Here is a 25,941-nt window from a genome sequence, read left to right as displayed (position 1 = left end):
GAATCAACTCAAGCTGTTACGACTCAACTCACTCTTTGTGCGGCGCTGGCTGCTGTTGGGTAAGGCAGTGAATATTGCCGCCACCCAGTAACAGTTCGCGGCCCGGCACCATCACTACTTCGTGTTGCGGGAACAGCTTCTGCAGGATTTCCCTGGCCGGGGCATCCATCGGGTCGTCGAAGCTCGGCGCGATGATGCCACCGTTGACGATCAGAAAGTTCACGTAGGAACCGGCCAGACGCACGGAAGGATTGCGCTCCTGCGAACCGTCCACCGCATCGACGCCGGCGCACTCTTCTTCGGTCGCATAGAGCGGCCCCGGAATCGGCATTTTGTGCACCGTGAACGGGCGGCCCTTGGCGTCGGTGCTGCTTTGCAGCACTTTCATTGCCGCCTGGCAGCGCGGGTAGTTCGGATCCTGCGGATCATCGGTCCACGCCAGCAGCACTTCGCCCGGACGCACGTAGCAGCAGAAGTTATCCACATGGCCGTCGGTTTCATCGTTGAACAAGCCATCCGGCAACCAGATGATCTTGTCCACAGACAGATTGTCGCTGAGTACGGCTTCGATTTCTCCGCGGCTCAGGTGCGGGTTGCGATTGCGGTTCAGCAGGCATTCTTCGGTGGTGATCAGCGTGCCTTCGCCGTCGACATGAATCGAACCGCCTTCGAGCACGAAACCTTCGGTGCGGTAACGCGGGCTGCGCTCGATCTCGAGGATCTTGCCGCCGACCTGCGAATCACGGTTCCACGGTGCATACAGGCCGCCATCGAAACCGCCCCAGGCGTTGAAATCCCAGTTCACACCGCGCACTTCACCATGGTTATTGATAACAAAGGTCGGGCCGCTGTCACGAACCCAGGCGTCGTCGCTGGACATTTCCACCACGCGGATATTCGGCACATCGAGGCGCGCGCGGGCGTTTTCGTATTGGGCGGCGGAGACGGCAACGGTCACCGGCTCGAAGCGGGCGATGGCTTTGGCCACTGTGGCGTGCGCGGCCTGCGCCGGTTTGCCACCCAGACGCCAGTTGTCCGGGCGCTCGGGCCAGATCATCCAGGTCTGGGTTTGTGGCTCCCACTCGGCCGGCATGTAGAAGCCATCGGCGCGTGGGGTACTTTTCAATGTGGTCATCAGGACTCCAGGGAACCGTCGAGGGTTTTCAACGCGCCGTACAGATTCGGCCGGCGGTCGCGGAATGAACCCCACGCGCTGCGAATATGTTCCAGCTCGTCGAGGTTGAACGTGTGCACAAGAATACCTTCTTCGGTTTTATTCAGCTCCTGCACTTTTTCGCCGAACTGGTTGGCGATGAATGAAGAGCCATAGAAGGTGATGTCGTAGCCGTCCTGTTCTTCGTTGCCGATGCGGTTGCTGGCGATCAGCGGCATCAGGTTGGCGCCGGCATGGCCCTGCTGCACCCGCTGCCAGTGATCGCGCGAAGAAATGGTCTTGTCGTGCGGCTCGCTGCCGATCGCGGTCGGATAAAAGAGAATTTCCGCGCCTTGCAAGGCCATGCTGCGCGCCGCTTCCGGGAACCACTGGTCCCAGCAGATGCCCACGCCGATTTTTGCGTATCGGGTGTTCCATACCTTGAAGCCGGTGTCGCCCGGGTTGAAGTAATACTTTTCGTGATAGCCCGGGCCGTCGGGGATGTGGCTCTTGCGATAAATCCCGAGGTTGCTGCCGTCGGCGTCGATGATCGCGATGCTGTTGAAGCGTGCACGCCCTGCCAGTTCGTAGAAGCTGATCGGCAGCACCACTTGCAGCTCTTTGGCGATTTTCCGGAAATGCTTGATGGCCACGTTTTCTTCAACCGTCGTTGCCAGTTGCAGGTAATCCGGATTGGGCTTCTGGCAAAAGTACGGCGCCTCGAACAGTTCCTGGATGAGGATGATCTGCGCGCCTTTGGCGGCGGCTTCGCGGACCAGTCTTTCAGCGGTTTCGAGGTTGGCTTCCAGGTCCCACGAACAGGCCATCTGCGTGGCGGCGACGGTAACGATACGGCTCATGAATCATCTCCGGGCTAGTGCTTTGACGGTCGAAGAATTCAACCGAAAAGAAAACGCGCGCACCGGACAAGAGATCACCATGCCGGAGCAATGGCGACTTTATAACCGATAAATATCGGCTTTAGAAGCCGAAAAGAAGGAATCTCTCTTTTCGAACGCCAATTAAATCGATACAAATCGGACTTAAGACCGAAAACAAATGTGGGAGCGAGCCTGCTCGCGAATGCGCTGTGTCAGTCACCGCATGTGGCGACTGATACGCAGCTTTCGCGAGCAGGCTCGCTCCCACAGGGGATGTGCCTTGCTTACAGTCCTTCGCTCAACACCCGATCCAGCATATCGACAAAGAAATCCACGCTCTGGCGCGACGTCACCATCGGTGGCTTGATTTTGAGGATGTTCAAGTCATCGCCCGTCGGCTGCATGAAGATCCCCAACTCGCGCAGGCGATCACACAGCAATGCAGTCTCGGCAGTTGCCGGTTCTAGCGTCTGCCGATTGCGGATCAGTTCCAGCCCGAGATAAAACCCGGAGCCGTGCACTGCGCCGACCAACGGATGTTCATCGATTAACGCTTCCAGGCGCGCCTTGAAGTGGCCGCCGACGACTTGGGCGTTCTCCCAGAGCTTTTCCTCTTCCATCACATCGAGCACCGCCATGCCGATCTGACAGCTGACCGGACTGCCGCCCGCCGACGAGAAGAAATAGCCTTCGGCCTCCAGCGCCTCGGCGATTTCCCGGCGAGTGATCACCGCGCCAAGTGGCTGACCGTTACCCATGCCCTTGGCCATGGTGATGATGTCCGGCACCACGCCCTGCTCTTCGAAGCCCCAGAAAAAATGACCCATGCGCCCGTAACCGACCTGCACTTCGTCAGCGATGCACACCCCGCCCTGCGCGCGGACCTTTTCATACACCTGCGGCAAATAGCCCGGCGGTAAAGAAATACCCCCGGCATTGCCGTAGACCGGCTCGCAGATGAAACCGGCCAGTTGCCGCTTTTGCTCGGCCAGTTTTTGCAGATGATGCTCGACGCTGCGCACGTAATCCGGCGCCGAATCGGCGCCACGGAATTCGCCGCGATACGTGTTCGGCGCTGGCACTGGGTGCACCCAGTCCGGGCGACTTTCCAGGGCCTTCGGGTTGTCGGCAATCGACGTCGATACCGCATCGGCGCCGATCGTCCAGCCGTGATACGCCTCGAGCACGCTGATCATGTCGCGCCCGCCGCTGAAGGCCCAGGCCAGGCGAATCGCAAGGTCATTGGCCTCGCTGCCGCTGTTGACCAGGAACACGCGATCCATGCCCTCCGGCGCCAGCTTGAGCAAGCGCTCGGAAAACTCGGCGACCGCCGCGTAGTTGAAACGCGAATTGGTATTGAGCAACGACCACTGCCGCGCCGCGACCGCCGCCATCCGAGGGTGACCGTGGCCGAGCACGGCGACGTTGTTGAGCATGTCCAGATAGGATCGGCCCTGCATATCAATCAGGTGATTGCGCCAGCCGCGTTCAATGCGCGGCGGGTCAACGTAATAGTGTTTTTGCGTGCGGGCAAAACTGGCATCGCGGCGTTCGAGCAGGGTTTTCGCGTCCAGCTCAGGCTCGGCGTCGCAGGCCAGCCCGAGCAGCATCGCCGGTGACGGGCACAACGCCTGCCACGCCGATGCACGGGACGGCGTGCAGAACAGCGGCGCGTCGAGCTCTGCTTCTCGGCACAACTGCACAATCAGCGGCCCAGTGACTTCACCGAGTTTCTGGCCTCTATCCACTGCCACCCCATGTTCAAGAACAGGCGTCACGCCCCACAGGCGAACGCTGAACTGTGGGCCATCGAGTTGCAGCGCACCGTTTGCCGCTTGCTTCAGAATGCCGGCGAACGGTGCTTGCACTTCGGTTCCGGTCGGCACACGCAATTCGACATGCAACGGGAACGTATCCGGTTCAGTCGCACTGTCCGGGCGGGTGCGTGACAAGCGGTACTGGCCATAACGCGTCGCCGCCAGCCCATGGACCGCTGCGGCTTCTGTCAGCAAGCGCTGATCAATGCCCGGCTGCTCCCAATTACCCGCCTCGAAGTGCGGGCTCAACACGCCCAGATCGATCAGAGCGAATTCGCGCCCGACCAATCCGGGCAGCAATGGCGCAAATTCCGGTTTTTCGACCTTCGGCACGGTCTGGCCCACGGCTGTGAGAATCGCCGCTTCCATCAGCGCCAGTGGCACCGAGGTCGCGACGCGAAAGATTTCCCACTCGTGACTGAGATTGTCGCGGCTATACGTATTGGTGGGGTCGATGCTCACCTGTTGCTCGCCACTGAGCACCAGCACCGCCGCCCGCGCCACGATCAATGGCCACAGCGCTTGCAGCTCAGCGTACTGCAACGGATTGACCGCGTGATAAGCCTTGACCGCCGGCAGGATGACAAACGGATCGCCATCGGCGTGATGCAGCAAAGCCGCACAGGTCACCGACAGATCGGTGATACGCCAGGTGCGCACCAGATCGCCGAAGTCGATCACACCCTGCAACTGCCAATGCCGCTGGGCATCACGCGCCCAGACGACGTTGTCATCGGTGATGTCCATGTGAATCGCCTGCACCGGCAGTTTGTCCAGCAGCGGCTGCAAACGGCGCTCGGCCTGCTCGGCGGCAGCGCTGATCGCCGCACGCTGCTGCGCGTCGGTGATCACCGGCAACAGATGATTGATCAACGTGCTGGCGTGACGCGCGTCCCACTGTAGGGTGCGTTCAAGGCCCGGGTGATCGAAGCCGGCCAGCGCCAAATCCATCTCGCCACAGAGTCGGCCAAACCCGGCGACCACGTCCTGGCCAAGATGATCGAAATCGGTCAACGGCTGGCCGTCGATATACTCCAGCAACCGCACATGCACCGTTTCGCCATTGGCTTGCAGCGACAACAGATCTGCACCGTTATTGGCTGCGATGACGCGCGGCACCTTGATCGCCGAGTGCTCGGCCAGATAATTGAGGCCTGCGTGCTGGGCTTGCAGCTCCACAAGAGCGTAGTCGCCACGACAGACTTTCAACACGAAGCGCCCACTGCCACCGTCGACGCGATAATTCAGATCCTGCTGGCTGCCCAGCGCCTGCAACGTGCCGCTGAACCCGTAATATTCGGCCAGCCATTGCAGCGCCTGCGCCTCTGAAACCTGCGGACCGGGCAAACTGGCGCGATGAATCAACGTGGCGAGCGGCATGAAACGACCCCTGAAATTTTATTAGGCGCTTATATCGCCATTGCCTTGGCGGTTACGCAACCCCCGGCTTCAATGAACGCTCCAATTCAAACCCAACACTCGCGCCCCGCAGCGCTTTGCGCAAGAATGTCGCCCATTCAAACCTGTCTATGGAAATCCCCATGAATGTCATCACCACCGATCTGCCCGGTGTTCTGATCATCGAACCCAAGGTGTTCGGCGACGAGCGTGGTTTTTTCTACGAGAGTTTCAATGCCAAGGCGTTTCAGGACGCTACCGGTCTGGAAACGCAGTTTGTGCAGGACAACCATTCGCGCTCGCAAAAAGGCGTGCTGCGTGGTCTGCATTACCAGTTGCAGAACACCCAGGGCAAGCTGGTTCGTGTGACCGCGGGTGAAGTGCTCGATGTGGCGGTGGACATCCGTCGCAGCTCGCCGCATTTCGGCAAATCGGTGGCGGTGCGCCTGTCGGCGGAAAACCATCGTCAGCTATGGGTACCGGAAGGTTTCGCTCACGGTTTCGTGGTGTTGAGCGAGTTCGCCGAGTTCCTCTACAAGACCACCAATTATTACGACCCGTCTTCCGAGCGCAGCATTCGCTGGGACGACCCGGCGCTGGGCATCGACTGGCAACTGGACGAAGCGCCGAAGCTGTCGGCCAAGGACCAGGCGGCTGCGCTGCTCAAGGACGCTGACGTCTTCGCCTGAGGCCGGGCATAATGCGCCTGTCCCTACAGGCGTATCCGGCACATGAAACCACCGCTCCCCCGCAGACCCCGCTGGCGCAGCCTCGCACTGTTGGCCCTGTGCCTGGCGCCGCTGCTGTGGCCGCTGGAACACCTCGCCGAGCGCTATTACCGCAGCGAGCTCGCCGGGCAGAATCGCCAGACCCTCGATCTGTACGTGGCCAACCTGCTCGGCACCCTGCATCGCTATGAAGTGTTGCCGCAGATTCTCGGCGACCTGCCGGCCCTGCGCGCGGTGCTCGGTGCGCCGGACGACGGCGTGACCCAAGGCAACGCCAATCGCCTGCTGAAAAACATCGCCGCGCAGACCGGCGCTGAAGTCATGTACCTGATGGACACGTCCGGCCAGACGCTGGCGGCGTCGAACTGGGACAAACGCGACAGCTTCGTCGGCCGCAACTTCGCCTTCCGCCCGTATTTCAGCGAAGCCATGGCCGGGCGCCTCGGACGCTTCTTCGGCCTCGGCACCACTTCGGCCAAACGCGGCTACTTCTTCGCCGCTGCTGTGCGCAGCGGCGAGAAAATCATCGGCGTGCTGGTGATCAAGGTCGACCTCGACCACACCGAAAGCCTGTGGGGCAAAACCCCGGAACAATTGCTGGTGACCGACCATAACGGCGTGGTCATCCTGACGTCGCGCCCGGAATGGCGTTTCCGTTCCACCCGCGAGTTGAGCGATGCCGAGCGCGCCGCGATCACTGCGATCCAGCCCTACCCGACCCGCGAACCCCGACCGCTTAACCTGAGCGCCGACGCCTGGCTGACGCAGACTCACGACATCGCCGAAACCGGCTGGAGCGTCAGCATCCTCGCCCCGCGCACGCTGATCGATCGTCCGGTGCGCACGGTGGTCGCGATCGGCGGCGCCACGCTGTTGGTGGTGATGCTGCTGGTGGGTTTGATGATGCAACGTCGCCGGCATTATCTGGAGCGCATCGCGTTCGAGGCCAAAGCGCGCCGCGAACTGGAAGGCCGGGTGGCTGAACGTACCAGCGATCTGGAAGGCCTCAACCGGCGTTTGAAGCAGGAAGTGCTCGAGCGTGAGCATGCGCAGCAGGAGCTGGTACGCGCCCAGGACGATCTGGTCCAGGCCGGCAAATTGTCGGCGCTGGGGACCATGTCGGCGAGCATCAGTCACGAACTCAATCAACCGCTGGCGGCGATTCGCAGCTATGCGGAAAACGCCGAAGTACTGCTCGATCATCAGCGCACCGAGGACGCGCGCGGCAACCTCAAGCTGATCAGCGAACTGACCGGGCGCATGGCCTCGATCATCGCCCACCTGCGCGCCTTCGCCCGCCGTGATCGCCACGCACCGGAAAGCGTTGCCCTGCAACCGGCGCTGGATGATGCGCTGGCATTGCTGGCCAAACGTCGGCGCAGCATGGAAGTCGAACTGATCCGCGACTTGCCCGCAGCCACGCTGTGGGTCGAGGCCGGCGAAACCCGCTTGCGTCAGGTGCTGGGCAATCTGCTGGCCAACGCCCTCGATGCGCTCACCGAAAAAGGCCCGCCGCGCAAATTGTGGCTGAGTGCCGAAGCCACCGCCGACGGCGTCAATCTGTACATTCGCGACAACGGCCCCGGGTTCTGCATGGAAGCTCTTGGCCGCGCCAGCGAGCCCTTTTACACCACCAAGACCCGCACCCAGGGTCTGGGCCTGGGGCTGGCGATTTGTGAAACGCTGATGCGCGCCTTTGGTGGCGAGCTGTCGTTCGCCAACCACAAGCAAGGCGGCGCCCTGATCACCCTGCGCCTGCGCGCCGGCGCGCCCGGAGTCAGCCTGCAACCGTCAGAGGATCGAAGTGCATGACCATCGACAATCGCATCCAGGTAGTGTTGATCGACGACGATCCGCACTTGCGCCAGGCCCTCGGCCAGACGCTGGACCTGGCCGGCCTGAAAATCCTGCCGCTGTCCGAAGCCAAGGGCCTGGCCGCGCAACTCGAGCGTGACTGGCCGGGGGTGGTGGTCAGCGACATCCGCATGCCGGGCATGGACGGCCTGGAACTGTTGAGCGAGTTGCATGCACAGGATCCGGAGCTGCCGGTGCTGCTGATCACCGGCCATGGCGACGTACCGCTGGCAGTGCAGGCGATGCGCGCCGGCGCTTACGATTTTCTGGAAAAACCCTTTGCCAGCGATGCGCTGCTCGACAGCGTCCGTCGCGCCCTCGCGCTACGGCGGCTGGTGCTGGACAACCGCAGCCTGCGTCTGGCCTTGAGCGACCGCAACGAATTGAGCGCGCGACTGGTCGGCCATTCGACGCCGATGCTGCGTCTGCGTGAGCAGATCGGTGCGCTGGCAGCGACCAAGGCTGACGTGCTGATCCTCGGCGAAACCGGTGCCGGCAAAGAGGTGGTGGCCCGCGCGCTGCACGATTTGTCGAGCCGTCGCAACGGCCCGTTCGTGGCGATCAATGCCGGCGCCCTGGCGGAATCGGTGGTGGAAAGCGAGCTGTTCGGTCACGAGCCCGGTGCTTTCACCGGCGCGCAGAAACGCCGCATCGGCAAATTCGAATTCGCCAACGGCGGCACGCTGTTTCTCGACGAAATCGAAAGCATGAGCATGGACGTGCAAGTGAAGCTGCTGCGCATGCTGCAGGAGCGCGTCGTCGAACGCCTGGGCGGCAATCAGTTGATCCCGCTGGACATCCGCGTCATCGCCGCGACCAAGGAAGATCTGCGCCAAGCGGCGGATCAGGGTCGCTTCCGCGCCGACTTGTATTACCGCCTCAATGTCGCGCCGCTGCGCATCCCACCGTTGCGCGAACGCGGCGAAGACGCACTGGTGCTGTTCCAGCACTACGCCGATGAAGCCAGCGCCCGCCACGGCTTGCCGCCCCACGAGCTGCAACCGGCACACCGCGCCCTGCTGCTGCGCCACACCTGGCCGGGCAATGTGCGTGAACTGCAAAATGCCGCCGAACGCTTCGCCCTCGGGCTTGAACTGGCACTGGACAACAGCGCTGATGGCAGCGGCGGCACGCCGGTAGAAGTGGTCAGTGGCGGCCTCAGCGAGCAAGTGGAAAACTTCGAGAAATCGCTGATCGCCGCCGAGCTGGCGCGCTCGCACAGCTCGGTGCGCAGCCTCGCCGAAGCCTTGGGTATTCCGCGCAAGACCCTGCATGACAAGCTGCGCAAACACGGTCTGAATTTCGGCGACAGCAGCCACGGGGAAGACAACGAATGAGCAGCGCAAGCGAATACCTGCAAACGGTGCTGCATCACGACATTCCGCTGACCGCCGAGATGGGCCTCAAAGTGCTCGAGTGGAGTGAGCAGCAATTGAGCCTGCACCTGCCGCTTGCGCCCAACGTCAATCACAAGAGCACCATGTTTGGCGGCAGCCTCTACTGCGGCGCGGTGCTGGCCGGCTGGGGCTGGTTGCATCTACGTTTGAAGGAAGAAGGGATTACCGACGGACACATCGTCATTCAGGAAGGGCAGATCAGTTATCCGCTGCCGGTGACCGGGGACGCCGTGGCGATCTGCCCGGCACCGGATGCCGCGGTGTGGAAGCGCTTTGTGGCGATGTATCGGCGATACGGACGGGCGCGGTTGACGCTGGATACGCGGATCCTGAATGCGGGAAGCGAGGACGAGGCGGTGAGATTTACCGGGCAGTACGTTTTGCACCGTTGAAGATCAACAGCCCCTCACCCTAGCCCTCTCCCGAGGGAGAGGGAACCGATACGGGGATGCTACAGATTTACGTCGACCTGAAACTGCTTCGCCGAATCCACAATCGACTCGATTCTCCGGGTCGATGCATAGCGCCAGACAACTCGGTCGGCTCCCTCTCCTGGGGGAGAGGGCTGGGGTGAGGGGAATTGCGGATCAGGCAGTTAGCCTCGGGCCAACTCCAACAACCGTCCGCGCCACGCAGCCTTCGCCGGCAGCGCCAGAAAGAACTCGTTCAACAGTGATTCTCGCGGCGGATAACTGAACGCCTCGCCGCTCAGATCCAGCACCTCGCCCCCCGCGCCTTCCAGCACGCCCTGCGCTGCCGCCGTGTCCCACTGCGAAGTCGGCGCCAGTCGCGGATAGCAATCAGCAGCACCTTCGGCCAACAGACAGAACTTCAAGGAGCTGCCGATATTGGCCAGTTGCAACTCACCAAGGCTCGCGCTCAACCCGGCCAGCAAACGCTCTTGCTCGGGACTGGAATGGCGACGGCTGGCCACCACGGTAAACGCCTCGCCCGGCGCAGGCACATCACGCACCTGAATCGCCGTCGGAGTACCACCTTCGTCGCCACGCCAGGCTCCAAATCCGGCACCGCCGACATAAAAACGACCGTTGGTCGGCATCGTCACCACGCCAAATACCACCCGGCCGTTTTCGATCAGCGCGATGTTCACAGTGAATTCCTCGCTACCGCTGATGAACTCCTTGGTACCGTCCAGCGGATCCACCAGCCACCAGCGCTGCCAACCGGCGCGCACGCTCTGCGGGATATCGGCGTCCTCTTCCGAGAGCACCGGAATGCTCGGATCCAGCGCCGTCAGCCCGGCAACGATAAGGTGATGCGCAGCCAGATCGGCAGCCGTCACCGGCGAATCATCGGACTTGGCCGTGACTTCGACGCCTGCACGCCAGAACGGCAGAATCGCCTCGCCAGCCTGTAAAGCCAGCGTAACCACAGGTGCCATCAGCGGATGGGGAAAATTCATCGACGTCTCACTCATAGCTGAACACCCCGCGCTGGCTCAGCAGGTCACGGGTCAAATACAGTGCCGCCAAGGCGCGGCCCTCGGAAAATTGCGGATTCTGCGCCAGCGCCGACAGTTCGCGCAGGTTGACCCTGTCGACCCGCATCGGCTCCGGCTCATCACCTTCCAGCCGCTCTTCATACAGGTCGGTGGCCAACACCACTTGGATTTTCTGGCTCATGTAACCGGGCGACAGCGACAGCTCGGTCAGATGCTCCAGTTGACGCGCGCCATAACCGGCCTCTTCCTTGAGTTCCCGCTCGGCCGCCGCCAGCACGTCCTCGCCCGGCTCGATCAGGCCTTTGGGCAGAGACAGTTCGTATTCGTCGGTGCCGCCGCAGTATTCCTCGATTAACACTGCGTGTTCGGCGTCAAGCATCGCGACGATCATCACCGCGCCATAACCCGCGCCCTTGCCGACCAGACGCTCGTAAGTACGCTCCACGCCATTGGAAAATCGCAGCTTGAGTTCTTCGACGCGAAACAGGCGACTGGTGGCGATGATCTCGCGGGCGAGTACGGTGGGTTTCTGGCGCATGCAAAGCTCCTTGGCGTGAACGCGCTACTATAACGCGGCTTTCCCGATTGTTTGCGTCGGATATCCTTTCACCGTTCGAGACGTTGCCATGCCTTCTTTACCGTGGTCCGACATCGATACCGTTCTGCTCGACATGGACGGCACGCTGCTGGATCTGCACTTCGACAACCATTTCTGGCTCGAACACCTGCCCCAGCGCTACGCCGAGCTGCACGGCATCAGCCGGGCCATGGCCGAGCTGGAATTGCAGCCATTGTTCGAGCGCCACGCCGGCCAGTTACAGTGGTACTGCCTGGATTTCTGGAGCGCGGAACTGAAATTGTCGGTGCGTGAACTGAAACAGGAAACCGCCCACTTGATCGCCCTGCGCGCCGATGCCGATACCTTCCTCGATGCAATCAAACGCGCCGGCAAACGGGTGATCATGATCACTAATGCGCACCGCGATTCGCTGTCGTTGAAACTGGAACGGATCGAACTCGCACCATACTTCGAGCGGCTGATCAGCTCGCATGACTACGGCTATCCCAAGGAGAACCCGCAGTTCTGGGATGCCTTGCAGGCGGACATCGGTTTTGATCCGGCGCGCAGCCTGTTTATCGATGACACCTTGCCAATCCTGCGCAGTGCACGGGATTTTGGCGTGGCGCACTTGCTGGCGGTGAAAGAACCGGACAGCCGCAAAGGGCCGAAGGACACAGCGGAGTTTGCCGCAGTCGAAGACTACCGCGATCTCATTGCCGGGCTCTGATCCCTGTAGGCTGCCGAAGGCTGCGATCTTTTGATTTGCTTTTTTTAAAGTCAAATTCAAAAGATCGTCCGATCGCGGCCCGAGCCTTCGGCAGCTCCTACATGACTGTGTTATTTGGGAATGCGCAGCTTCTGCCCCGGATAAATCTTGTTCACATCCTTGAGCATCGGTTTGTTGGCTTCGAAAATCTTCTCGTACTGGTTGGCATTGCCATAGACGCGCAGGGAGATCGCACTGAGCGTGTCACCTGCCTTGACCTCGACAAACTCGGCAGCCACGACGACCGGTCCGGTCACAGTGATCTGATCATCCACGCTGCCTACTCCGGCAATGTTGCCCACCGCGAGCAGAATCTTTTCCTTCTCTTCCTGGCTCGCCACCTCACCGGTGACAGTTACCTTGTCGCCATCCACGGTCGCCTGCACGTTGGGATTGCCCAGCCCGACCTTGCTGATATGTTCCTTCAACTGCTCGCTGGCATTGGCGTTTCCGGGAGTCAACAGATCAAGCAGTTTCTCACCGGCTTCTTTGACAAAACTCAAAAGGCTCATCGCATTCACTCCATGTAATAAAGGGTCAGTCGTCCAAGCCTAGACCACCCCAGCCAAACCCGGTTCCGGTCCGACCAATGACGCTGCCGCGCCGCAGGCGGTAGAATCGCCACACCCCGCCAACCGCCCGGAGCGAAGATGGACATCAAGCAGCTGAAATTCCTCATCGCCCTCGACGAAACCCGCCATTTCGGCCAGGCCGCCGCGCGCTGCCACATCACCCAGCCGACCCTGTCGATGCGCTTGCGCAGCCTCGAAGAAGAACTTGATCTGCCATTGGTCAACCGTGGCCAGCGCTTCGAAGGTTTCACCGCGCCGGGCGAGCGCGTGCTGGCGTGGGCGCGCACGGTGCTGGCGGCTTACGACGGCTTGCAGGCGGAAGCGGCGGCCTGTCGCGGCAACCTGATCGGTACGCTGCGCCTGGGCGTGGTGCCGCTGTCGAGTTTCGATCCCTTGCCGCTGATGCAACGACTGCACGCGGCGCACCCGGACTTGCGCTTCGAGCTGTCGTCGCTGAGCTCCGAGCAAGTGCTCGAACACCTGGCGAACAACCGCATCGACATTGGCGTGTCGTATCTGGAACGTCTGGACAGCGAGCGCTTCGATTCGCTGGCCTTCAACGAGACGCGCATGGGCCTGCTCTATGACGAGCGCTCGTTCAACTTCGGCGAAGAACCCCTGAGCTGGGAATCGCTGATCGAATTGCCGCTGTGCATGCTCACCAGCGGCATGCACTTTCGCCAGTCCATCGACCACAACTTCCACAGCCGCGGCCTGACCCCGCAGCCGCTGCTGCAAACCGACGCCGTGCATCAACTGCTGCAAGCGGTACACGGCGGCTTTTGCTGCGCAATCATGCCCCTGGACGGCGGCGCGGAAACCCTCGCCGATCACCTGCGCCTGCAACCGATCGAGAACGCCCACACCCTCGCCCCGCTGGGGCTGATCATGCGCCGTGGCGCGCCGCGTTCAGCGCTGGCAGAAGCCTGTTTCGCGCTTTATCAGAAATCGTCAAAAGACGCTTGATCGACGGCATCTATCGGTAGATCGGTAATAGCGATTAGACGCGACAACTTGCCGCGCCTAGTCTTGACCTAGATCAAACCGTCGGTGATGCCATGAACGCCAAGCGCCCAGCCTGCGCGGCGCCAGCAATTGAAACGCCCGCGCCTGCCGCCAGCCAGACCTACAGCTACAGCGATCTACCCTTTGAGGCATCGGCCAGCACCGCGCTGGCCGAGGAAGTCGCGTTGGCGATCGCCTACAACGGCATCAGCCAGGCGGTGATGCTGGTGACCCCGACCGATCTGGAAGACTTCATTGTCGGCTTCAGCCTCGGCAGCGGCATCATCGAAGACGCCAGCGATATCTACGATCTGCAACTGACAGGCGCAGGCTCGGCGCAATACGCGCAAGTGACCATCGCCAATCGCGCATTCTGGAACCTCAAACAGCAGCGTCGGCAGTTGGCCGGCACCAGTGGCTGCGGACTGTGCGGCGTCGAAGCCGTCGAACAGGCGCTGCCTGAGCTCAAAGTGTTGCCGGGCGCAGCCTTGCCACCGATCGAATGGCTCGACGGTTTGCGCCAGCGCATCGGCGCCTTCCAGCCGCTCGGCCAGCATTGCGGCGCGGTGCATGCTGCGGTGTTCATGAATGCCAGCGGTGAATTGCTGCTCGGTCGTGAAGACATCGGCCGCCATAACGCCCTCGACAAGCTGATCGGCGGGTTGATCCGCCAGAAGATTTCTACCGAAGGCGGCCTGGCGATTGTCACCAGCCGTTGCAGCCTCGAATTGATCCAGAAAGTCTTGCGTGCCGGCATCCAGACCCTGGTCAGCCTGTCGGCACCCACCGGCCTGGCCGTGCAATGGGCCCGGCGCCACAACCTCAATCTCATCCACCTGCCGCAGAAAAGTGCGCCGCGGGTGTACAGCCCCGCGATGGAGAATCAAGCGTGAGCCAACATCATCAAGCCGACCAGAAACCTGTCCCGCGCTACAAGCCTTACAAAGGTGCCGCTGGCGGCTGGGGCGCCCTGATCAGTGTGGCCCAGGCGTGGCTGACCAGCGACAACGCCCTGAAAAACCTGCGCATGATGCTCAAGACCAACCAGAATGGCGGCTTCGACTGCCCGGGTTGCGCCTGGGGTGATTCGCCGGAAAGCGGCATGGTCAAGTTCTGCGAGAACGGCGCCAAAGCGGTGAACTGGGAAGCGACCAAGCGTCGCGTCGATGCGAAGTTCTTCGCCAAGCACAGCGTCACTTCCCTGCTGGAGCAGAGCGATTACTGGCTGGAATATCAGGGCCGCCTGACCGAGCCGATGGTCTACGACGCCGAGTCCGATCGCTACAAGCCGATCAGTTGGGAAGATGCCTTCGCCCTGATCGGCAAGCACCTGCGCAATCTGCCAAGCCCGGATCAGGCCGAGTTCTACACCTCGGGACGCGCCAGCAACGAAGCGGCGTATCTGTATCAGCTGTTCGTGCGAGCTTACGGCACCAACAATTTTCCTGACTGCTCGAACATGTGCCACGAGGCCAGCGGCGTGGCGTTGGCGCAGAGTGTCGGGGTCGGCAAAGGCACGGTGACCTTCGACGACTTCGAACACGCCGACGCGATTTTCGTCTGGGGCCAGAACCCCGGCACCAACCATCCGCGCATGCTCGAACCGTTGCGGGAAGCGGTGAAACGCGGCGCCCAGGTGGTGTGCATCAATCCGCTGAAGGAGCGCGGTCTGGAGCGTTTCCAGCATCCCCAGCACCCGATCGAAATGCTCACCAACGGCGACAAGCCGACCAACACCGCGTACTTCCGTCCGGCCCTCGGCGGTGATATGGCGGTGCTGCGCGGCATGGCCAAGTTCCTCCTGCAATGGGAACGCGATGCGCAGAAGGCTGGCGAGCCGGCGGTGTTCGACCATGATTTCCTCAATGCCCACAGCGCCAACGTGCTGGAGTACCTCGCCACTGTCGACGACACCTCGTGGGAGCAGATCGTCGAGCAATCGGGGCTGACCCTGGTCGAGATCGAGCAAGCCGCGCGCATGTACGCCAAAGGCAAGAACGTGATCATGTGCTGGGCCATGGGCATCACCCAGCATCGTCATTCGGTGCCGACCATTCAGGAAATCGCCAACCTGATGCTGCTGCGCGGCAATATCGGCAAACCTGGCGCCGGTCTGTGCCCGGTGCGTGGTCACAGCAACGTGCAGGGCGACCGCACCATGGGCATCAACGAGCGTCCACCGGTGGCGTTCCTCGACTCGCTGGAGCGTCGCTTCCAGTTCAAGGTGCCGCGCCACAATGGCCACAACGTGGTCGAGGCGATTCATGCGATGGCCGAAGGTCGCGCCAAGGTGTTCATCGGCTTGGGCGGCAACTTTGCCCAGGCCACGCCGGACAGCTCGCGCACCTTCGAAGCGCTGAGCAACTGTGACCTAACCGTGCAGATCAGCACCAAACTCAACCGCAGCCACCTCGCTCACGGCAAAGACGCGCTGATCCTGCCGTGCCTGGGCCGTACCGACATCGACATCCAGACCGAAGGCCCGCAAGCGGTGACCGTGGAAGACTCGTTCAGCATGGTCCACGCTTCCAACGGCCAGTTGCAGCCGCTGTCGAACCAGATGCGCTCGGAGCCGTCGATCATCGCCGGCATCGCTGCCGCCACTCTCGGCAGCCAACCGGTGGACTGGAACTGGCTGGTAGCCGATTACGGGCGCATTCGCGAACTGATCGCCGACACCATCCCGAGTTTCAAAGACTTCAACGACAAGATCAAAAACCCGGGCGGCTTCTATCTGGGCAACTCGGCTGGCGCCCGCAAGTGGAACACGCCGTCAGGCCGCGCCAACTTCCGCGCCAATCAGTTGCCGAAAGATCTGGTCCACGAACGCACCCGCGCCACCGGCCAGGTGCCGGATCTGATCCTGCAATCGATGCGCTCCCACGATCAGTACAACACGACGATCTATGGTCTCGACGACCGCTACCGTGGCGTGAAGGGCCAGCGTGACGTGCTGTTCGCCAACGAGGCCGACATCATTCGTCTGGGCTTCCGTCCGGGGCAGAAGGCCGACATCGTGTCGATCTGGGACGACGGTCGCGAGCGTCGGGTGAAAGGTTTTACATTGTTGGCGTTCGACATTCCTGCGGGGCAGGCGGCGGCGTACTATCCGGAGGTCAATCCGCTGGTGCCGCTGGAGAGCACTGGCGACGGCAGCCACACGCCGACGTCCAAGTTCATTGCGATCCGGCTGGAAGCGGCGAGTGAGACGGGGTTGATCATGGCTAAATCCGCTTAACCGCGGAGCCAGATCCGGCCCCTTCGCGAGCAGGCTCGCTCCCACAGTTGGAATGCATTTCAAATGTGGGAGCGAGCCTGCTCGCGAAAGCCATCGACCTGTCAACGGATCTGCCGTGGCAAAGATTTTCGACCGCCCACAAAAAAGGCCGTTTCTGCATGAAAACGGCCTGTCCGAAGTAGCTAAAGACCGGCGAAAATCGGTTAAGTTCCGGTGAAAAAACAGTAACTTGCATTATTGTATACAAGTCGTGTTATTCGTCGGATTTTGATTGTCACGCCCATTGCAGAGCCTCAGGATCGGCGCCGTCATCCCTTTGAGGCTCATCCTCTATGAAGTTCTCCTCGATTCTCTTGTTGTCCCTTGGCCTGGTCAGTGGCTTCGCTTCTGCCGGAGGCACCACCGAAGCAGGTGTGGGCGGCGCATTGGGCGGGGTTCTTGGCTCGGTCGTCGGTCAATCGTTAGGCGGCAATACAGGTTCCACCATCGGCGCAGCCCTGGGCGGCGCGGGTGGTAGTGCGGTCGGCGCCGACAAGCGCAGCCGTGGCGAAGCGGCCATCGGCGGTGCACTGGGTGCAGCCGGCGGTAACGTTGTCGGCCGCAGCCTCGGCGGCACCACCGGCAGCCTGATCGGCTCTGCCGCAGGTGGCGGCGCGGGCGGCGCGCTGGGTAACTACATGGGCAACAAGAGCGACGACGATGATCGTCGCTACGACCGTGGCCATGATGACCGTCGCTACTACCGCGACCGTGGTCATCCAGGTCGCGGCCATGCCTACGGCCACCGCAAGCATCACAAGTACTATCGCCACCATTAAGGCGAAGGCATGAACAAAAAATCGCAGCTTTTGAGCTGCGATTTTTTTTGCGCGCCTAGACCACCAACCGTTCCAGCGCCCCGCGCAAACCGGCAGGAATCGGCACCGGCTGATTGCTCGCCCGATCAACAAACACATGCACGAACCGCCCCGCCGCACACGCCTCGCTTTCGCCAACCTTGAACACAGCCAGTTCGTATTGCACCGAACTGTTGCCCAGCTTGCCGACCCGCAGTCCGATCTCGATCAGATCGGGAAAAGCGATCGAGGCAAAGTAATCGCAGGCGGAACTGACCACGAATCCCACCACTTCGCCGTCATGAATATCCAGGCCACCGACCTGAATCAGGTAGGTATTCACCGCCGTGTCGAAGAAGCTGTAGTAGGTAACGTTGTTGACGTGACCGTAGGCGTCGTTGTCATGCCAGCGTGTGGTGATGGGCTGGAAGTGGGGGTAGTCGATGCGCTGAGGGGTGGACATGGTTGTGCTGGTTCTCTTGTTTTTCAGTGAGGGCGCTTGCCCTCACCCTAGCCCTCTCCCAGAGGTAGAGGGGACTGACCGATGTGTTCTCTCGAAATACACCGACCTGAACTGTCGAGTCGAGCTCACATTCGAAAATCACGAAGATCGGCTCCCTTTCCCCCTCTCCCCTTGGGGGAGAGGGCTGGGGTGAGGGGATAGATTTTCGCCGTAACACTATGCGTGAGCAAACCCCTTGCCCTGCGCCGCCAGTTCGCCAATCAGCCGCGCCGGCTTCCACTGATCGCCCTGGCGCGTCTCCAGTGCCAGCAAGCGCTGATGAATATCCGCCAGCCCTTGCTGATCCGCCCAGGCCATCGGTCCACCCTTATCCGCTGGAAAACCATAGCCGTTCAAGTACACCAGATCGATGTCGTGGGCCGAGCCGGCAATGCCTTCCTGCAGAATCTTCGCGCCTTCGTTGATCAGCGCCAGCAAACAGCGCTCAAGGATTTCTTCAGGACCGATGTCGCGACGCTGGAAACCCAGCTCTTCGCTGACCCGCAGCACCAGTGCATCCACTTCGGGATCATGCTCGGCCTGGCGACTGCCCGGCTCATAGTGGTAGTAGCCGTTGCCGGACTTCTGCCCGAACCGACCCATCTCACACAGGCGGTTATCCACCTGAACCTCGGGCGCATCCTGCCCCTTGCCAGCTAGCTGCCGAGCACGCCATTCCAGATCGATGCCGACCACGTCGTACATGCGAAACGGCCCCATGGCGAAGCCGAAACCTTGCAGCGAGGCATCCACCTGCTGTGGATAAGCACCTTCGAGGAGCATCTTGCGCGCTTCGAGTACATACGGATGCAGCATGCGGTTGCCGATAAAACCGTGGCAGTTGCCCGACACTACGCTGACCTTGCCCATGCGCTTGCCGAGTGCCAGCGCGGCCTCCAGCGCCGCTGGCGAGGTCTGCGCACCGCGAACGATTTCCAGCAGTTTCATGATGTGCGCCGGGCTGAAGAAGTGCAGACCCAGCACCTGTGCCGGGCGCCGGGTCGCAGCTGCGATGGCGTCGATGTCCAGCGCCGAGGTGTTGCTCGCCAGCAGGGCCTCAGGCTTGAGCAGGCCATCCAGCTCGCGAAAAATCTTCTGCTTCAGTTCGAGGTTCTCGTACACCGCTTCGATCACCAGATCGACGTTGCGGATCGACGCGTAATCCGCCGCTGCAGATACCCGAGCCATTCGCGCATCCGCCTCGGCCTGATCAATGCGGCCCTGGCGCACGTTGTGTGCATAAGTTTGCGCGACCGTCGTCAGCGCCTGCTCAAGCATCTGTGGATTGTTATCCACCCATTGCACGTTCACGCCAGCATTGGCCAGGCACATGACGATGCCACGGCCCATGGTGCCCGCGCCGATCACGGCAGCTTGCTGAATCTCGAAGCTTGTCTGGCTCATGTTGTTCTCTTGTGAGTGGCCCAAAGACAGATTCCAACCTTAGTCAGGCCACGACGCTTTTTGAAGTTTATTAGCGTGATGATCGACATTCAGCGGATGGATGCAGCGACCACAGACTCTCTGCTTAATCGAGCAAGTGACTGTCCGCCCACTCGCGGACCTCTGCGTAGGGATACTCTTCCAACGCAGCAAAACCCGGTATCGCCCGCGCCTTGAGTTTGGTGAACAACGGCACGCTGATTCCGCACAGGAACCGTGTCAGGCGTTCGGCCGTCGGAAGGCTGCCTATGTGCTGCTCATGCCTGTGGATAAATTCACCACACAGCTGCGCGAAGTTTTTATCCACAAGCGGCGGCAATGGCGGCGGCTCCGGCAACCGCGCGATCTGGCCGTGACATACCGAACAATGGCCGCAATGTTCAGGGGCATTGTGGTCACCGAAATACTCGGCCAGGCGATAACCCAGGCAGCGTTCGGTGGCGAACACCTCAAGCATGGCGTGAATTCGCGCCACTTCAGTCTCTTCGTGACGAGTGAAGTACTCGTGCAGCTCAGCGCTCAGGGCGTCGCTGGCAAAATCACTTTGCAGCAGACTGTAAACCTCGGTCATTTGCTTGCTTTCAAGCTCGACCCAGCCTTTTTCCTGGAAGTAATCAAGCGCTGTCACTACGCGATTGCGCTCGGCGGAATACTGCGAATACATCGCCTCGAAATCTACTGTGGCCCAGGTGCGTGCTCGCGTGGACGTTCTGATGATCGCCGCAACGAAATCCCTGCGCTCGCCTTCGAAGCGCTGGAGCAATGCTTCAGGCTCAAGCAGATATTTGAAGCGGTATTCAGCGTAATAAGCGTAGCGCGGCGCGATCAGGACCCGCAGTTCCAGCTGCACCAGCAAAGTCTTCAACGGCAACGAGCGAATGTTGCTCTGATCCGCCAGTGGCCCAAGCAGAAATTCCCATTGCCCTTCCGGGGCCGAGGCTTTGAGTTCATCGAGCACATAGCGAATCCCGTCGCGCTCGGGCGTATCACCGTAGACGAAGTTTTCCAGCACATTGAGGCTGTCGCGATTCGCTAGTACCAGGCAGTCGGAGGGCTGTCCGTCGCGTCCGGCGCGGCCGATTTCCTGGCTGTAGTTTTCGATGGATTTGGGCAGATCGAAATGCACGACGTTACGGATGTCGCTCTTGTCGATGCCCATGCCGAAGGCGATGGTGGCGACAATGCAATTGGACTGCCCGGCCATGAAGCGACGTTGAATGTCTTCACGCTGATCGTGGGGCAAACCTGCGTGGTATGCCTCGGCCTGAATTCCGTTGCGTTGAAGATGCTCGGCGATGTGCTCGGCGGTCTTCTGCAACGTCACGTAGACAATGCTCGGTTGCCCGGGACGCTCGCTCATCCATTCGACCAGACGCCGGCGCTTGTCCTGACCGCGTACAGGCTCGACCAGCAGGTTGAGGTTGGGCCGATAGAAACCGGTGGTCACTACATCGTCCGGAGATATGGCGAATTTGGCCTGCATGTCGGCGATGACTTTTGGTGTCGCCGTGGCGGTGAGCAGCAAGGCCTGCGGGATGTTGAACTGACGTTGGTAGTCCGGCAATTTCAGGTAGTCCGGCCGAAAGTTGTGGCCCCATTCGGAAATGCAGTGCGCCTCGTCGACTACCAGCAACGAGATCGGCACCTGCTGCAGAAAATTGCGGAAGCGCTCATTTTTCAGGCGTTCGACGGAGATCATCAGAATCTTCAATTCCCCCGAACGCGCACGGGCCATGACGTCGTTGGCATCCTCGCGGCTCTGCGCCGAATCGATACTGCCTGCGGAGATACCGTGGCGCTTGAGAAACGCCAGTTGATCCTGCATCAACGCCAGCAACGGCGAAACCACCAATGTCAGGTGTGGCAGTAAAAGCGCCGGCAGCTGATAGCAAAGCGATTTGCCGGAGCCGGTGGGAAAGATCGCCGCCGCGGAGCGCCCCGCCAGGACCGCGCTGACAGCGGCCTCCTGACCGGGGCGAAACTGTGGATAACCAAAAACCTGTTCCAGGGTGTGGTGCATTTACTGTCACTCCTTTGACTGCTGCCATGCCCAAAGCCTAGCGGGCGATTGCAGCGAGTCGAGAAAAGGTCGGGGTTGAATCGATACTGAATGATACATGGGAAGCGAAAACCAAGCGTTTAACAATCAAAGCGCCTCGACATGCTTTCGAAAAGCTCAGCTACATATATATAACAAACTTCACATTACAAACGCAGACACAACAACGCCCTTTATTTTTAACACCGCCTAAAACTAACTTGACTGCTCTTATACATAAGCAAGAGCAACGAAATGACAACTTTAACAATCTTTTTCTGCGGTACCGGCTCCAACAAGTTTGATGACAAACATAAAAACTTCTGGGACGGCGAAATCGTTTCTACGCTCGCTGCACACCACAGTGGACGCGAATTCGCCGAGTGGATCGTCGTCGATGGCCCTGGCAGCGGCAATCTGCAAGCCGACGACCTGTTCACCAAGACCTCTGAATACGGCTTGTCCGGCACGCTGTTCGGCAAAGGCTGGGATGAAAACGTGCAGCACGCGTTGAATATCATCAAAGGCAAATGCGATTGGCAGCGTAAACAACTTACCGAGGCAGAATATAACCGTCTGAAAGCGGCAGGCATTCCTATTGAAGATGTAAAAGAGGAAGGCTCCTGGTTCTGGCGCCAGTATAACTATGGCGACCGAAGTATCACGCAACAGAAGTTGCAGGAACAGATCATCAAGACTTTCCGCAAGGACGGCAATATTCCGACGCGTGTCAATCTGCTCGGCTGGAGCCGGGGTGGTATCAGTTGCCATATGCTTGCCAATGCAATGTCCAGGGACGCTGCGCTCAAACATATTCCGGTGAATATCTTTGCGATTGATCCAGTCCCGGGAATTGGCAACTTCCAGGAAAACCGCGTCAAACTCGAATCCAACGTCAAGGAATACATCGCCTTCTATGCCCGCGACGAGCGCTCAAAAGGCTTCAGCTGCGTGATCCCGCAAACCGCTACCGGCACCAGGACTTCGATCTATCCAATGGCCGGTCGCCACGCCACCCTTGCTGGCAACGCCACGGCGCTCGGCGGCGAGCCGAGCAGCAGCAGCGACCTCAACGCACTGATCGAGCCCGGCCGCATCGTTCGCCATCTGGCGGAAACCTGCCTCAAGCGCTGGGGCGTGCCACTGAGCAAAACGCTCAACCTGAGCGATACCGACCTGCGCCGCCTCACCGGCGCCATCGTCAGCGACGAAGCCCGCTACAAGAAGATGCACAGCCAGTCCTACACCTATTTCACCGAACTGGACAAAGGCGAGCGCTATGTCTCGCTGGGCAGCAAAGGCGTGCCGTTTTCAGCAGTCAAAGGCACGATTTACCGCCCTGCAACCGGACTGACCACAAGCCTGCTGGATATTTCCGGTTACCAGCATCTGCGTTGAAAGGCGTTGAAGAATCGGTAGCAACGTCTGGCGCTCTGTTCGTCCCATTCCTACTTCACGCGATGCCTTGTCGGCTATCACGAGGTGGTGGTGCGAACCTATAGTCCTGGGTGTCACTGCTTTGGTCAGCGACACCCACATCACCTACGCTCTGTATCCGCTGACACAGGACGGCTGCGACCTGCTGCAAGTCCGAAAGCCCCGGCCCAGCAACAAACGAAACATCATCGCTGCACACGGCGTATCCAGCATCAGGAGTCAAATTTTGCAAACTACTATTGATTGCGTACGATGGGAGCCATTACTCAGCGAAGGGCTCGCATTTATGGCCAGCACTGAAAACATCGACCACAGCGCCCTCCTTCGCTTGGTCGAAAACGGTTCTGTGAGCGGCACAATCATCGTCGCGAAACCAGGAGGCTGGTCGGTCGAGATTCGGCAAGGCAGCCGCAAATGCGCGCTGACAGCACAACGCAGTGGTCAGGTGCGCCTGTTCAAGAGGCTGGAGACGCTGGTGACCTATCTGCAGGGCTTGGGCATCAGCCAGTTCAACGTGGATGCCTCCGGTTATGACCCGTTGCAACTGAAAACCTACGCCCGGCCCGATCGCTCTGAAGCGTTGAAACAAGCCCATGAAGCGGCCGCTTATGAGGAATGGTTCAAGCGACAGGTGCAGATCAGCATCGATGATCCAAGGCCAAGTATCAGCGATGAAGATGCTCGCCGAATATTCGCCGCCAAGCGTGATGCCCTGCGTCAACGAGGGCGCTGATGAAGTTGGTCTGGCGCCCGGAAGCGCTTGCTGACCGTGACCGGATAATGGATCGAATCGGTCAGGACAACCCAGTCGCTGCTGCGGATCTCGATGAAATGTTCGAATCAAAAGGGGAAATAGCAAGACAGCGCCCAACCTTGTACCGAAAGGGCAGGGTCCTCGGAACACGTGAAATCGTTGCGGCCGCCAACTACGTCATCGTCTACGCAATCAAAAAAGACCGGGTGGAAGTGCTCCGTGTCATGCATGCACGGCGGCAATGGCCTTAGCTAGAGGATCATTTTGCAGGAATGTTAAGTGGCATTACTCTGGCCGTATCACGCCAAAAATGAACGAATACTGCTACACGGCAAGTGACGAACCGCCGTTGAGATGAGCTTACCCAAATCTTCGCCCATGAAAAAACCGCCCCAAAGGGCGGTTTTTTATTCACTGCAAACCACTACTTACAATTTCGGCCCAGCCGCCTTGATCGCGTCGCTCACTTCGAACTTCTTGAAGTTCTCGATGAACAGACCGGCCAATGCTTTCGCCGCCTCGTCGTACGCAGCCTTGTCAGCCCAGGTGTTGCGTGGGTTGAGCAGGTTGGTGTCGACGCCTGGTACGGCCAGAGGCACGTCGAGGTTGATGGTGTCCAGGTGCTCGGTGGCGGCACCGATCAGTGCGCCGCTCTGGATCGCTGCGATCACCGCGCGGGTGGTCGGGATGTTGAAGCGTTGGCCGACGCCGTAGCCGCCGCCGGTCCAGCCGGTGTTGACTAGGTAGACCTTGGAGCCGAAGCCGCGGATGCGCTTGATCAGCAGTTCTGCGTACTCACCAGCCGGACGCGGGAAGAACGGTGCGCCGAAGCAGGTGGAGAAGGTCGACTTGATGCCGCTGCCCGAACCCATTTCAGTCGAGCCCACCAGTGCGGTGTAGCCGGAAAGGAAGTGGTAGGCCGCTTGCTCTTCGTTGAGGATCGACACTGGCGGCAGCACGCCGGTCAGGTCGCAGGTCAGGAAGATCACCGCGTTTGGCTCGCCACCGAGGTTCTTCTCGGAGCGCTTGGCAACGTGCTCCAGCGGGTAGGCGGCGCGGCTGTTCTGGGTCAGGCTGACATCGGCGTAGTCGGCGTGCTTGGCGTCGTCGATAACGACGTTCTCCAGCACTGCACCGTGCTTGATGGCTTTCCAGATGACCGGCTCGTTCTTCTCGGAGAGGTCGATGCACTTGGCGTAGCAACCGCCTTCGATGTTGAACACCACGCCTTCGCCCCAGCCGTGTTCGTCGTCACCGATCAGGTAACGGCTTTCGTCGGCCGACAGGGTGGTTTTACCGGTGCCCGACAGACCGAAGAACAGGGTCACGTCGCCGTCTTCGCCGATGTTGGCAGCACAGTGCATTGGCAGCACGTCAGCGGCCGGCAGCAGGAAGTTCTGCACCGAGAACATGGCTTTCTTCATCTCGCCGGCGTAACGCATGCCGGCGATCAGCACTTTCTTCTGCGCGAAGTTGATGATCACGCAACCATCGGAGTTGGTGCCGTCACGCTCAGGCACGCACTCGAAGTTGGCGACGTTGAGCACTTGCCATTCTTCACGGCCAGCCGGGTTGTACCGGGCCGGGTTGATGAACAGGCAACGACCGAACAGGTTCTGCCAGGCAGTCTGCGTGGTCATTTTCACGGCCAGGTAGTGATCTTCCGCCGCGCCTACATGCACGTGGGAAACGAAGTGCTCTTGCGCGTTGTTGAAGGCCTCGACGCGAGCCCACAGGGCATCGAACTTGTCGGCCGGGAACTTGCGGTTGATCGGGCCCCAGGCGATAGCAGCCTGGGTGGAAGGCTCTTCAACGATGAAACGGTCGACTGGCGAGCGGCCGGTGCGGTGACCGGTGCGAACAACCAGAGCGCCGGTATCGGCAAGCTCGCCTTCACCGCGATTCAGGGCTTCTTTTACCAGATCATCAACACTCAGATCGGTGTACACGGCGTTATTGGCTTGCGTCATGAGGTTCCCCGTCGGCCAGTGGCCGAGTGTGCTCCAAACGTTTTGTAGTAGAAAGTCGTGCACTACTACCGCGAAAAAAGTGGGCCGGATTATGCCAGAAAAGCCCAAAAAGAGTAGGGTCCTCCCGT

Annotated in this window: 22 protein-coding genes; 12 read left to right on the top strand and 10 right to left on the bottom strand. The window is 60.4% G+C overall.

Annotation, left to right across the window (positions count from 1 at the left end; genetic code table 11):
- Positions 1-28 precede the first annotated feature (28 nt).
- From aguA to OK411_RS02495, 3 genes are all read right to left on the bottom strand, one after another.
- Positions 29-1,135 carry an agmatine deiminase gene (gene aguA / locus OK411_RS02505; RefSeq protein ID WP_264364366.1) on the bottom strand — a complete coding sequence of 369 codons (1,107 nt, stop codon included), beginning with the start codon at positions 1,133-1,135 and terminating at the stop codon, positions 29-31.
- On the bottom strand, positions 1,135-2,013 hold the full coding sequence (aguB, locus tag OK411_RS02500; RefSeq protein ID WP_016772158.1) for an N-carbamoylputrescine amidase: 879 nt from the start codon (positions 2,011-2,013) through the stop codon (positions 1,135-1,137). The genes aguA and aguB overlap by 1 nt, the downstream gene beginning before the upstream one ends.
- Before the next feature lie 305 nt (positions 2,014-2,318).
- A complete protein-coding gene (locus OK411_RS02495) occupies positions 2,319-5,231 on the bottom strand; it encodes an aminotransferase (protein ID WP_264364365.1) in 2,913 nt (970 codons plus the stop codon).
- A gap of 161 nt (positions 5,232-5,392) precedes the next feature.
- Here OK411_RS02495 and rfbC point away from each other — a divergent pair, with 161 nt between their 5' ends.
- Genes rfbC through OK411_RS02475 form a run of 4 tightly spaced genes read left to right on the top strand, consistent with a single transcriptional unit; the run spans position 5,393 to position 9,620 of the window.
- Positions 5,393-5,938 carry a dTDP-4-dehydrorhamnose 3,5-epimerase gene (gene rfbC / locus OK411_RS02490; RefSeq protein WP_016772161.1) on the top strand — a complete coding sequence of 182 codons (546 nt, stop codon included), beginning with the start codon at positions 5,393-5,395 and terminating at the stop codon, positions 5,936-5,938.
- 42 nt (positions 5,939-5,980) lie between these two features.
- A complete protein-coding gene (locus OK411_RS02485) occupies positions 5,981-7,789 on the top strand; it encodes a sensor histidine kinase (RefSeq protein ID WP_136492435.1) in 1,809 nt (602 codons plus the stop codon).
- Complete coding sequence (locus OK411_RS02480; protein ID WP_016772163.1) at positions 7,786-9,168, top strand: sigma-54-dependent transcriptional regulator; 1,383 nt, start codon at positions 7,786-7,788, stop codon at positions 9,166-9,168. Before OK411_RS02485 ends, OK411_RS02480 begins: the two co-directional genes overlap by 4 nt.
- Positions 9,165-9,620, top strand: a complete 456-nt coding sequence (locus OK411_RS02475; RefSeq protein WP_125917390.1) for a thioesterase domain-containing protein — start codon at positions 9,165-9,167, stop codon at positions 9,618-9,620. The genes OK411_RS02480 and OK411_RS02475 overlap by 4 nt, the downstream gene beginning before the upstream one ends.
- Before the next feature lie 203 nt (positions 9,621-9,823).
- Here OK411_RS02475 and cysQ read toward each other — a convergent pair whose 3' ends face one another.
- Both cysQ and nudE read right to left on the bottom strand, forming a co-directional pair.
- The gene (cysQ, locus tag OK411_RS02470; protein ID WP_264364452.1) at positions 9,824-10,651 is read right to left on the bottom strand and encodes a 3'(2'),5'-bisphosphate nucleotidase CysQ; all 828 of its coding nucleotides are present in this window, start codon (positions 10,649-10,651) and stop codon (positions 9,824-9,826) included.
- Positions 10,652-10,658: 7 nt separating this feature from the next.
- Positions 10,659-11,228, bottom strand: coding sequence for an ADP compounds hydrolase NudE (nudE, locus tag OK411_RS02465; protein ID WP_264364364.1), 570 nt, complete (start codon positions 11,226-11,228; stop codon positions 10,659-10,661).
- Positions 11,229-11,316: 88 nt separating this feature from the next.
- On the opposite strand from nudE, the gene yrfG reads away from it, so the two are divergent.
- On the top strand, positions 11,317-11,979 hold the full coding sequence (gene yrfG / locus OK411_RS02460; protein WP_071174081.1) for a GMP/IMP nucleotidase: 663 nt from the start codon (positions 11,317-11,319) through the stop codon (positions 11,977-11,979).
- Between the two features lie 110 nt (positions 11,980-12,089).
- On the opposite strand, the gene lysM is transcribed toward yrfG, so the two are convergent.
- Positions 12,090-12,530 carry a peptidoglycan-binding protein LysM gene (lysM, locus tag OK411_RS02455; RefSeq protein WP_071174080.1) on the bottom strand — a complete coding sequence of 147 codons (441 nt, stop codon included), beginning with the start codon at positions 12,528-12,530 and terminating at the stop codon, positions 12,090-12,092.
- Positions 12,531-12,668: 138 nt separating this feature from the next.
- Here lysM and OK411_RS02450 point away from each other — a divergent pair, with 138 nt between their 5' ends.
- The 4 genes from OK411_RS02450 to OK411_RS02435 all read left to right on the top strand — a co-directional run bounded on the left by OK411_RS02450 (position 12,669) and on the right by OK411_RS02435 (position 17,651).
- Positions 12,669-13,556 carry a LysR family transcriptional regulator gene (locus OK411_RS02450; protein WP_024011190.1) on the top strand — a complete coding sequence of 296 codons (888 nt, stop codon included), beginning with the start codon at positions 12,669-12,671 and terminating at the stop codon, positions 13,554-13,556.
- A 92-nt stretch (positions 13,557-13,648) separates the two neighbouring features.
- Complete coding sequence (gene fdhD, locus OK411_RS02445) at positions 13,649-14,488, top strand: formate dehydrogenase accessory sulfurtransferase FdhD (protein ID WP_071174078.1); 840 nt, start codon at positions 13,649-13,651, stop codon at positions 14,486-14,488.
- Entirely contained in the window at positions 14,485-16,833 is a 2,349-nt protein-coding gene (locus tag OK411_RS02440; RefSeq protein WP_056787127.1) for an FdhF/YdeP family oxidoreductase, read from the top strand. Before fdhD ends, OK411_RS02440 begins: the two co-directional genes overlap by 4 nt.
- A gap of 332 nt (positions 16,834-17,165) precedes the next feature.
- Positions 17,166-17,651: a glycine zipper domain-containing protein gene (locus tag OK411_RS02435; RefSeq protein ID WP_016772172.1), complete on the top strand. Its 486-nt coding sequence runs from the start codon at positions 17,166-17,168 to the stop codon at positions 17,649-17,651.
- 55 nt (positions 17,652-17,706) lie between these two features.
- Here the strand turns inward: OK411_RS02435 and OK411_RS02430 are convergent, their stop codons facing one another.
- The 3 genes from OK411_RS02430 to OK411_RS02420 form a co-directional block, all read right to left on the bottom strand.
- Positions 17,707-18,132: an acyl-CoA thioesterase gene (locus tag OK411_RS02430; protein ID WP_016772173.1), complete on the bottom strand. Its 426-nt coding sequence runs from the start codon at positions 18,130-18,132 to the stop codon at positions 17,707-17,709.
- Between the two features lie 216 nt (positions 18,133-18,348).
- Entirely contained in the window at positions 18,349-19,575 is a 1,227-nt protein-coding gene (locus tag OK411_RS02425; protein WP_264364363.1) for a 3-hydroxyacyl-CoA dehydrogenase, read from the bottom strand.
- A gap of 124 nt (positions 19,576-19,699) precedes the next feature.
- Entirely contained in the window at positions 19,700-21,634 is a 1,935-nt protein-coding gene (locus tag OK411_RS02420) for an ATP-dependent DNA helicase RecQ (RefSeq protein WP_264364362.1), read from the bottom strand.
- Between the two features lie 273 nt (positions 21,635-21,907).
- On the opposite strand from OK411_RS02420, the gene OK411_RS02415 reads away from it, so the two are divergent.
- From OK411_RS02415 to OK411_RS02405, 3 genes are all read left to right on the top strand, one after another.
- Positions 21,908-23,050, top strand: a complete 1,143-nt coding sequence (locus OK411_RS02415; protein ID WP_217879150.1) for a hypothetical protein — start codon at positions 21,908-21,910, stop codon at positions 23,048-23,050.
- Between the two features lie 121 nt (positions 23,051-23,171).
- Positions 23,172-23,822 (top strand): hypothetical protein, encoded by a 651-nt coding sequence (locus OK411_RS02410; protein WP_264364361.1) that lies wholly within the window; start codon positions 23,172-23,174, stop codon positions 23,820-23,822.
- Positions 23,822-24,094: a type II toxin-antitoxin system RelE/ParE family toxin gene (locus tag OK411_RS02405; RefSeq protein ID WP_136492438.1), complete on the top strand. Its 273-nt coding sequence runs from the start codon at positions 23,822-23,824 to the stop codon at positions 24,092-24,094. The genes OK411_RS02410 and OK411_RS02405 overlap by 1 nt, the downstream gene beginning before the upstream one ends.
- A gap of 177 nt (positions 24,095-24,271) precedes the next feature.
- Here OK411_RS02405 and OK411_RS02400 read toward each other — a convergent pair whose 3' ends face one another.
- Positions 24,272-25,813, bottom strand: a complete 1,542-nt coding sequence (locus tag OK411_RS02400; RefSeq protein WP_136492439.1) for a phosphoenolpyruvate carboxykinase — start codon at positions 25,811-25,813, stop codon at positions 24,272-24,274.
- Between the last annotated feature and the right edge of the window lie 128 nt (positions 25,814-25,941).

The sequence above is a fragment of the Pseudomonas sp. RG1 genome (assembly GCF_025910115.1).
GTDB lineage: Bacteria > Pseudomonadota > Gammaproteobacteria > Pseudomonadales > Pseudomonadaceae > Aquipseudomonas > Aquipseudomonas atacamensis.
The sequence above is the reverse complement of the archived record's forward strand: the minus strand, read 5'-3'. Positions and strand labels throughout refer to the sequence as shown.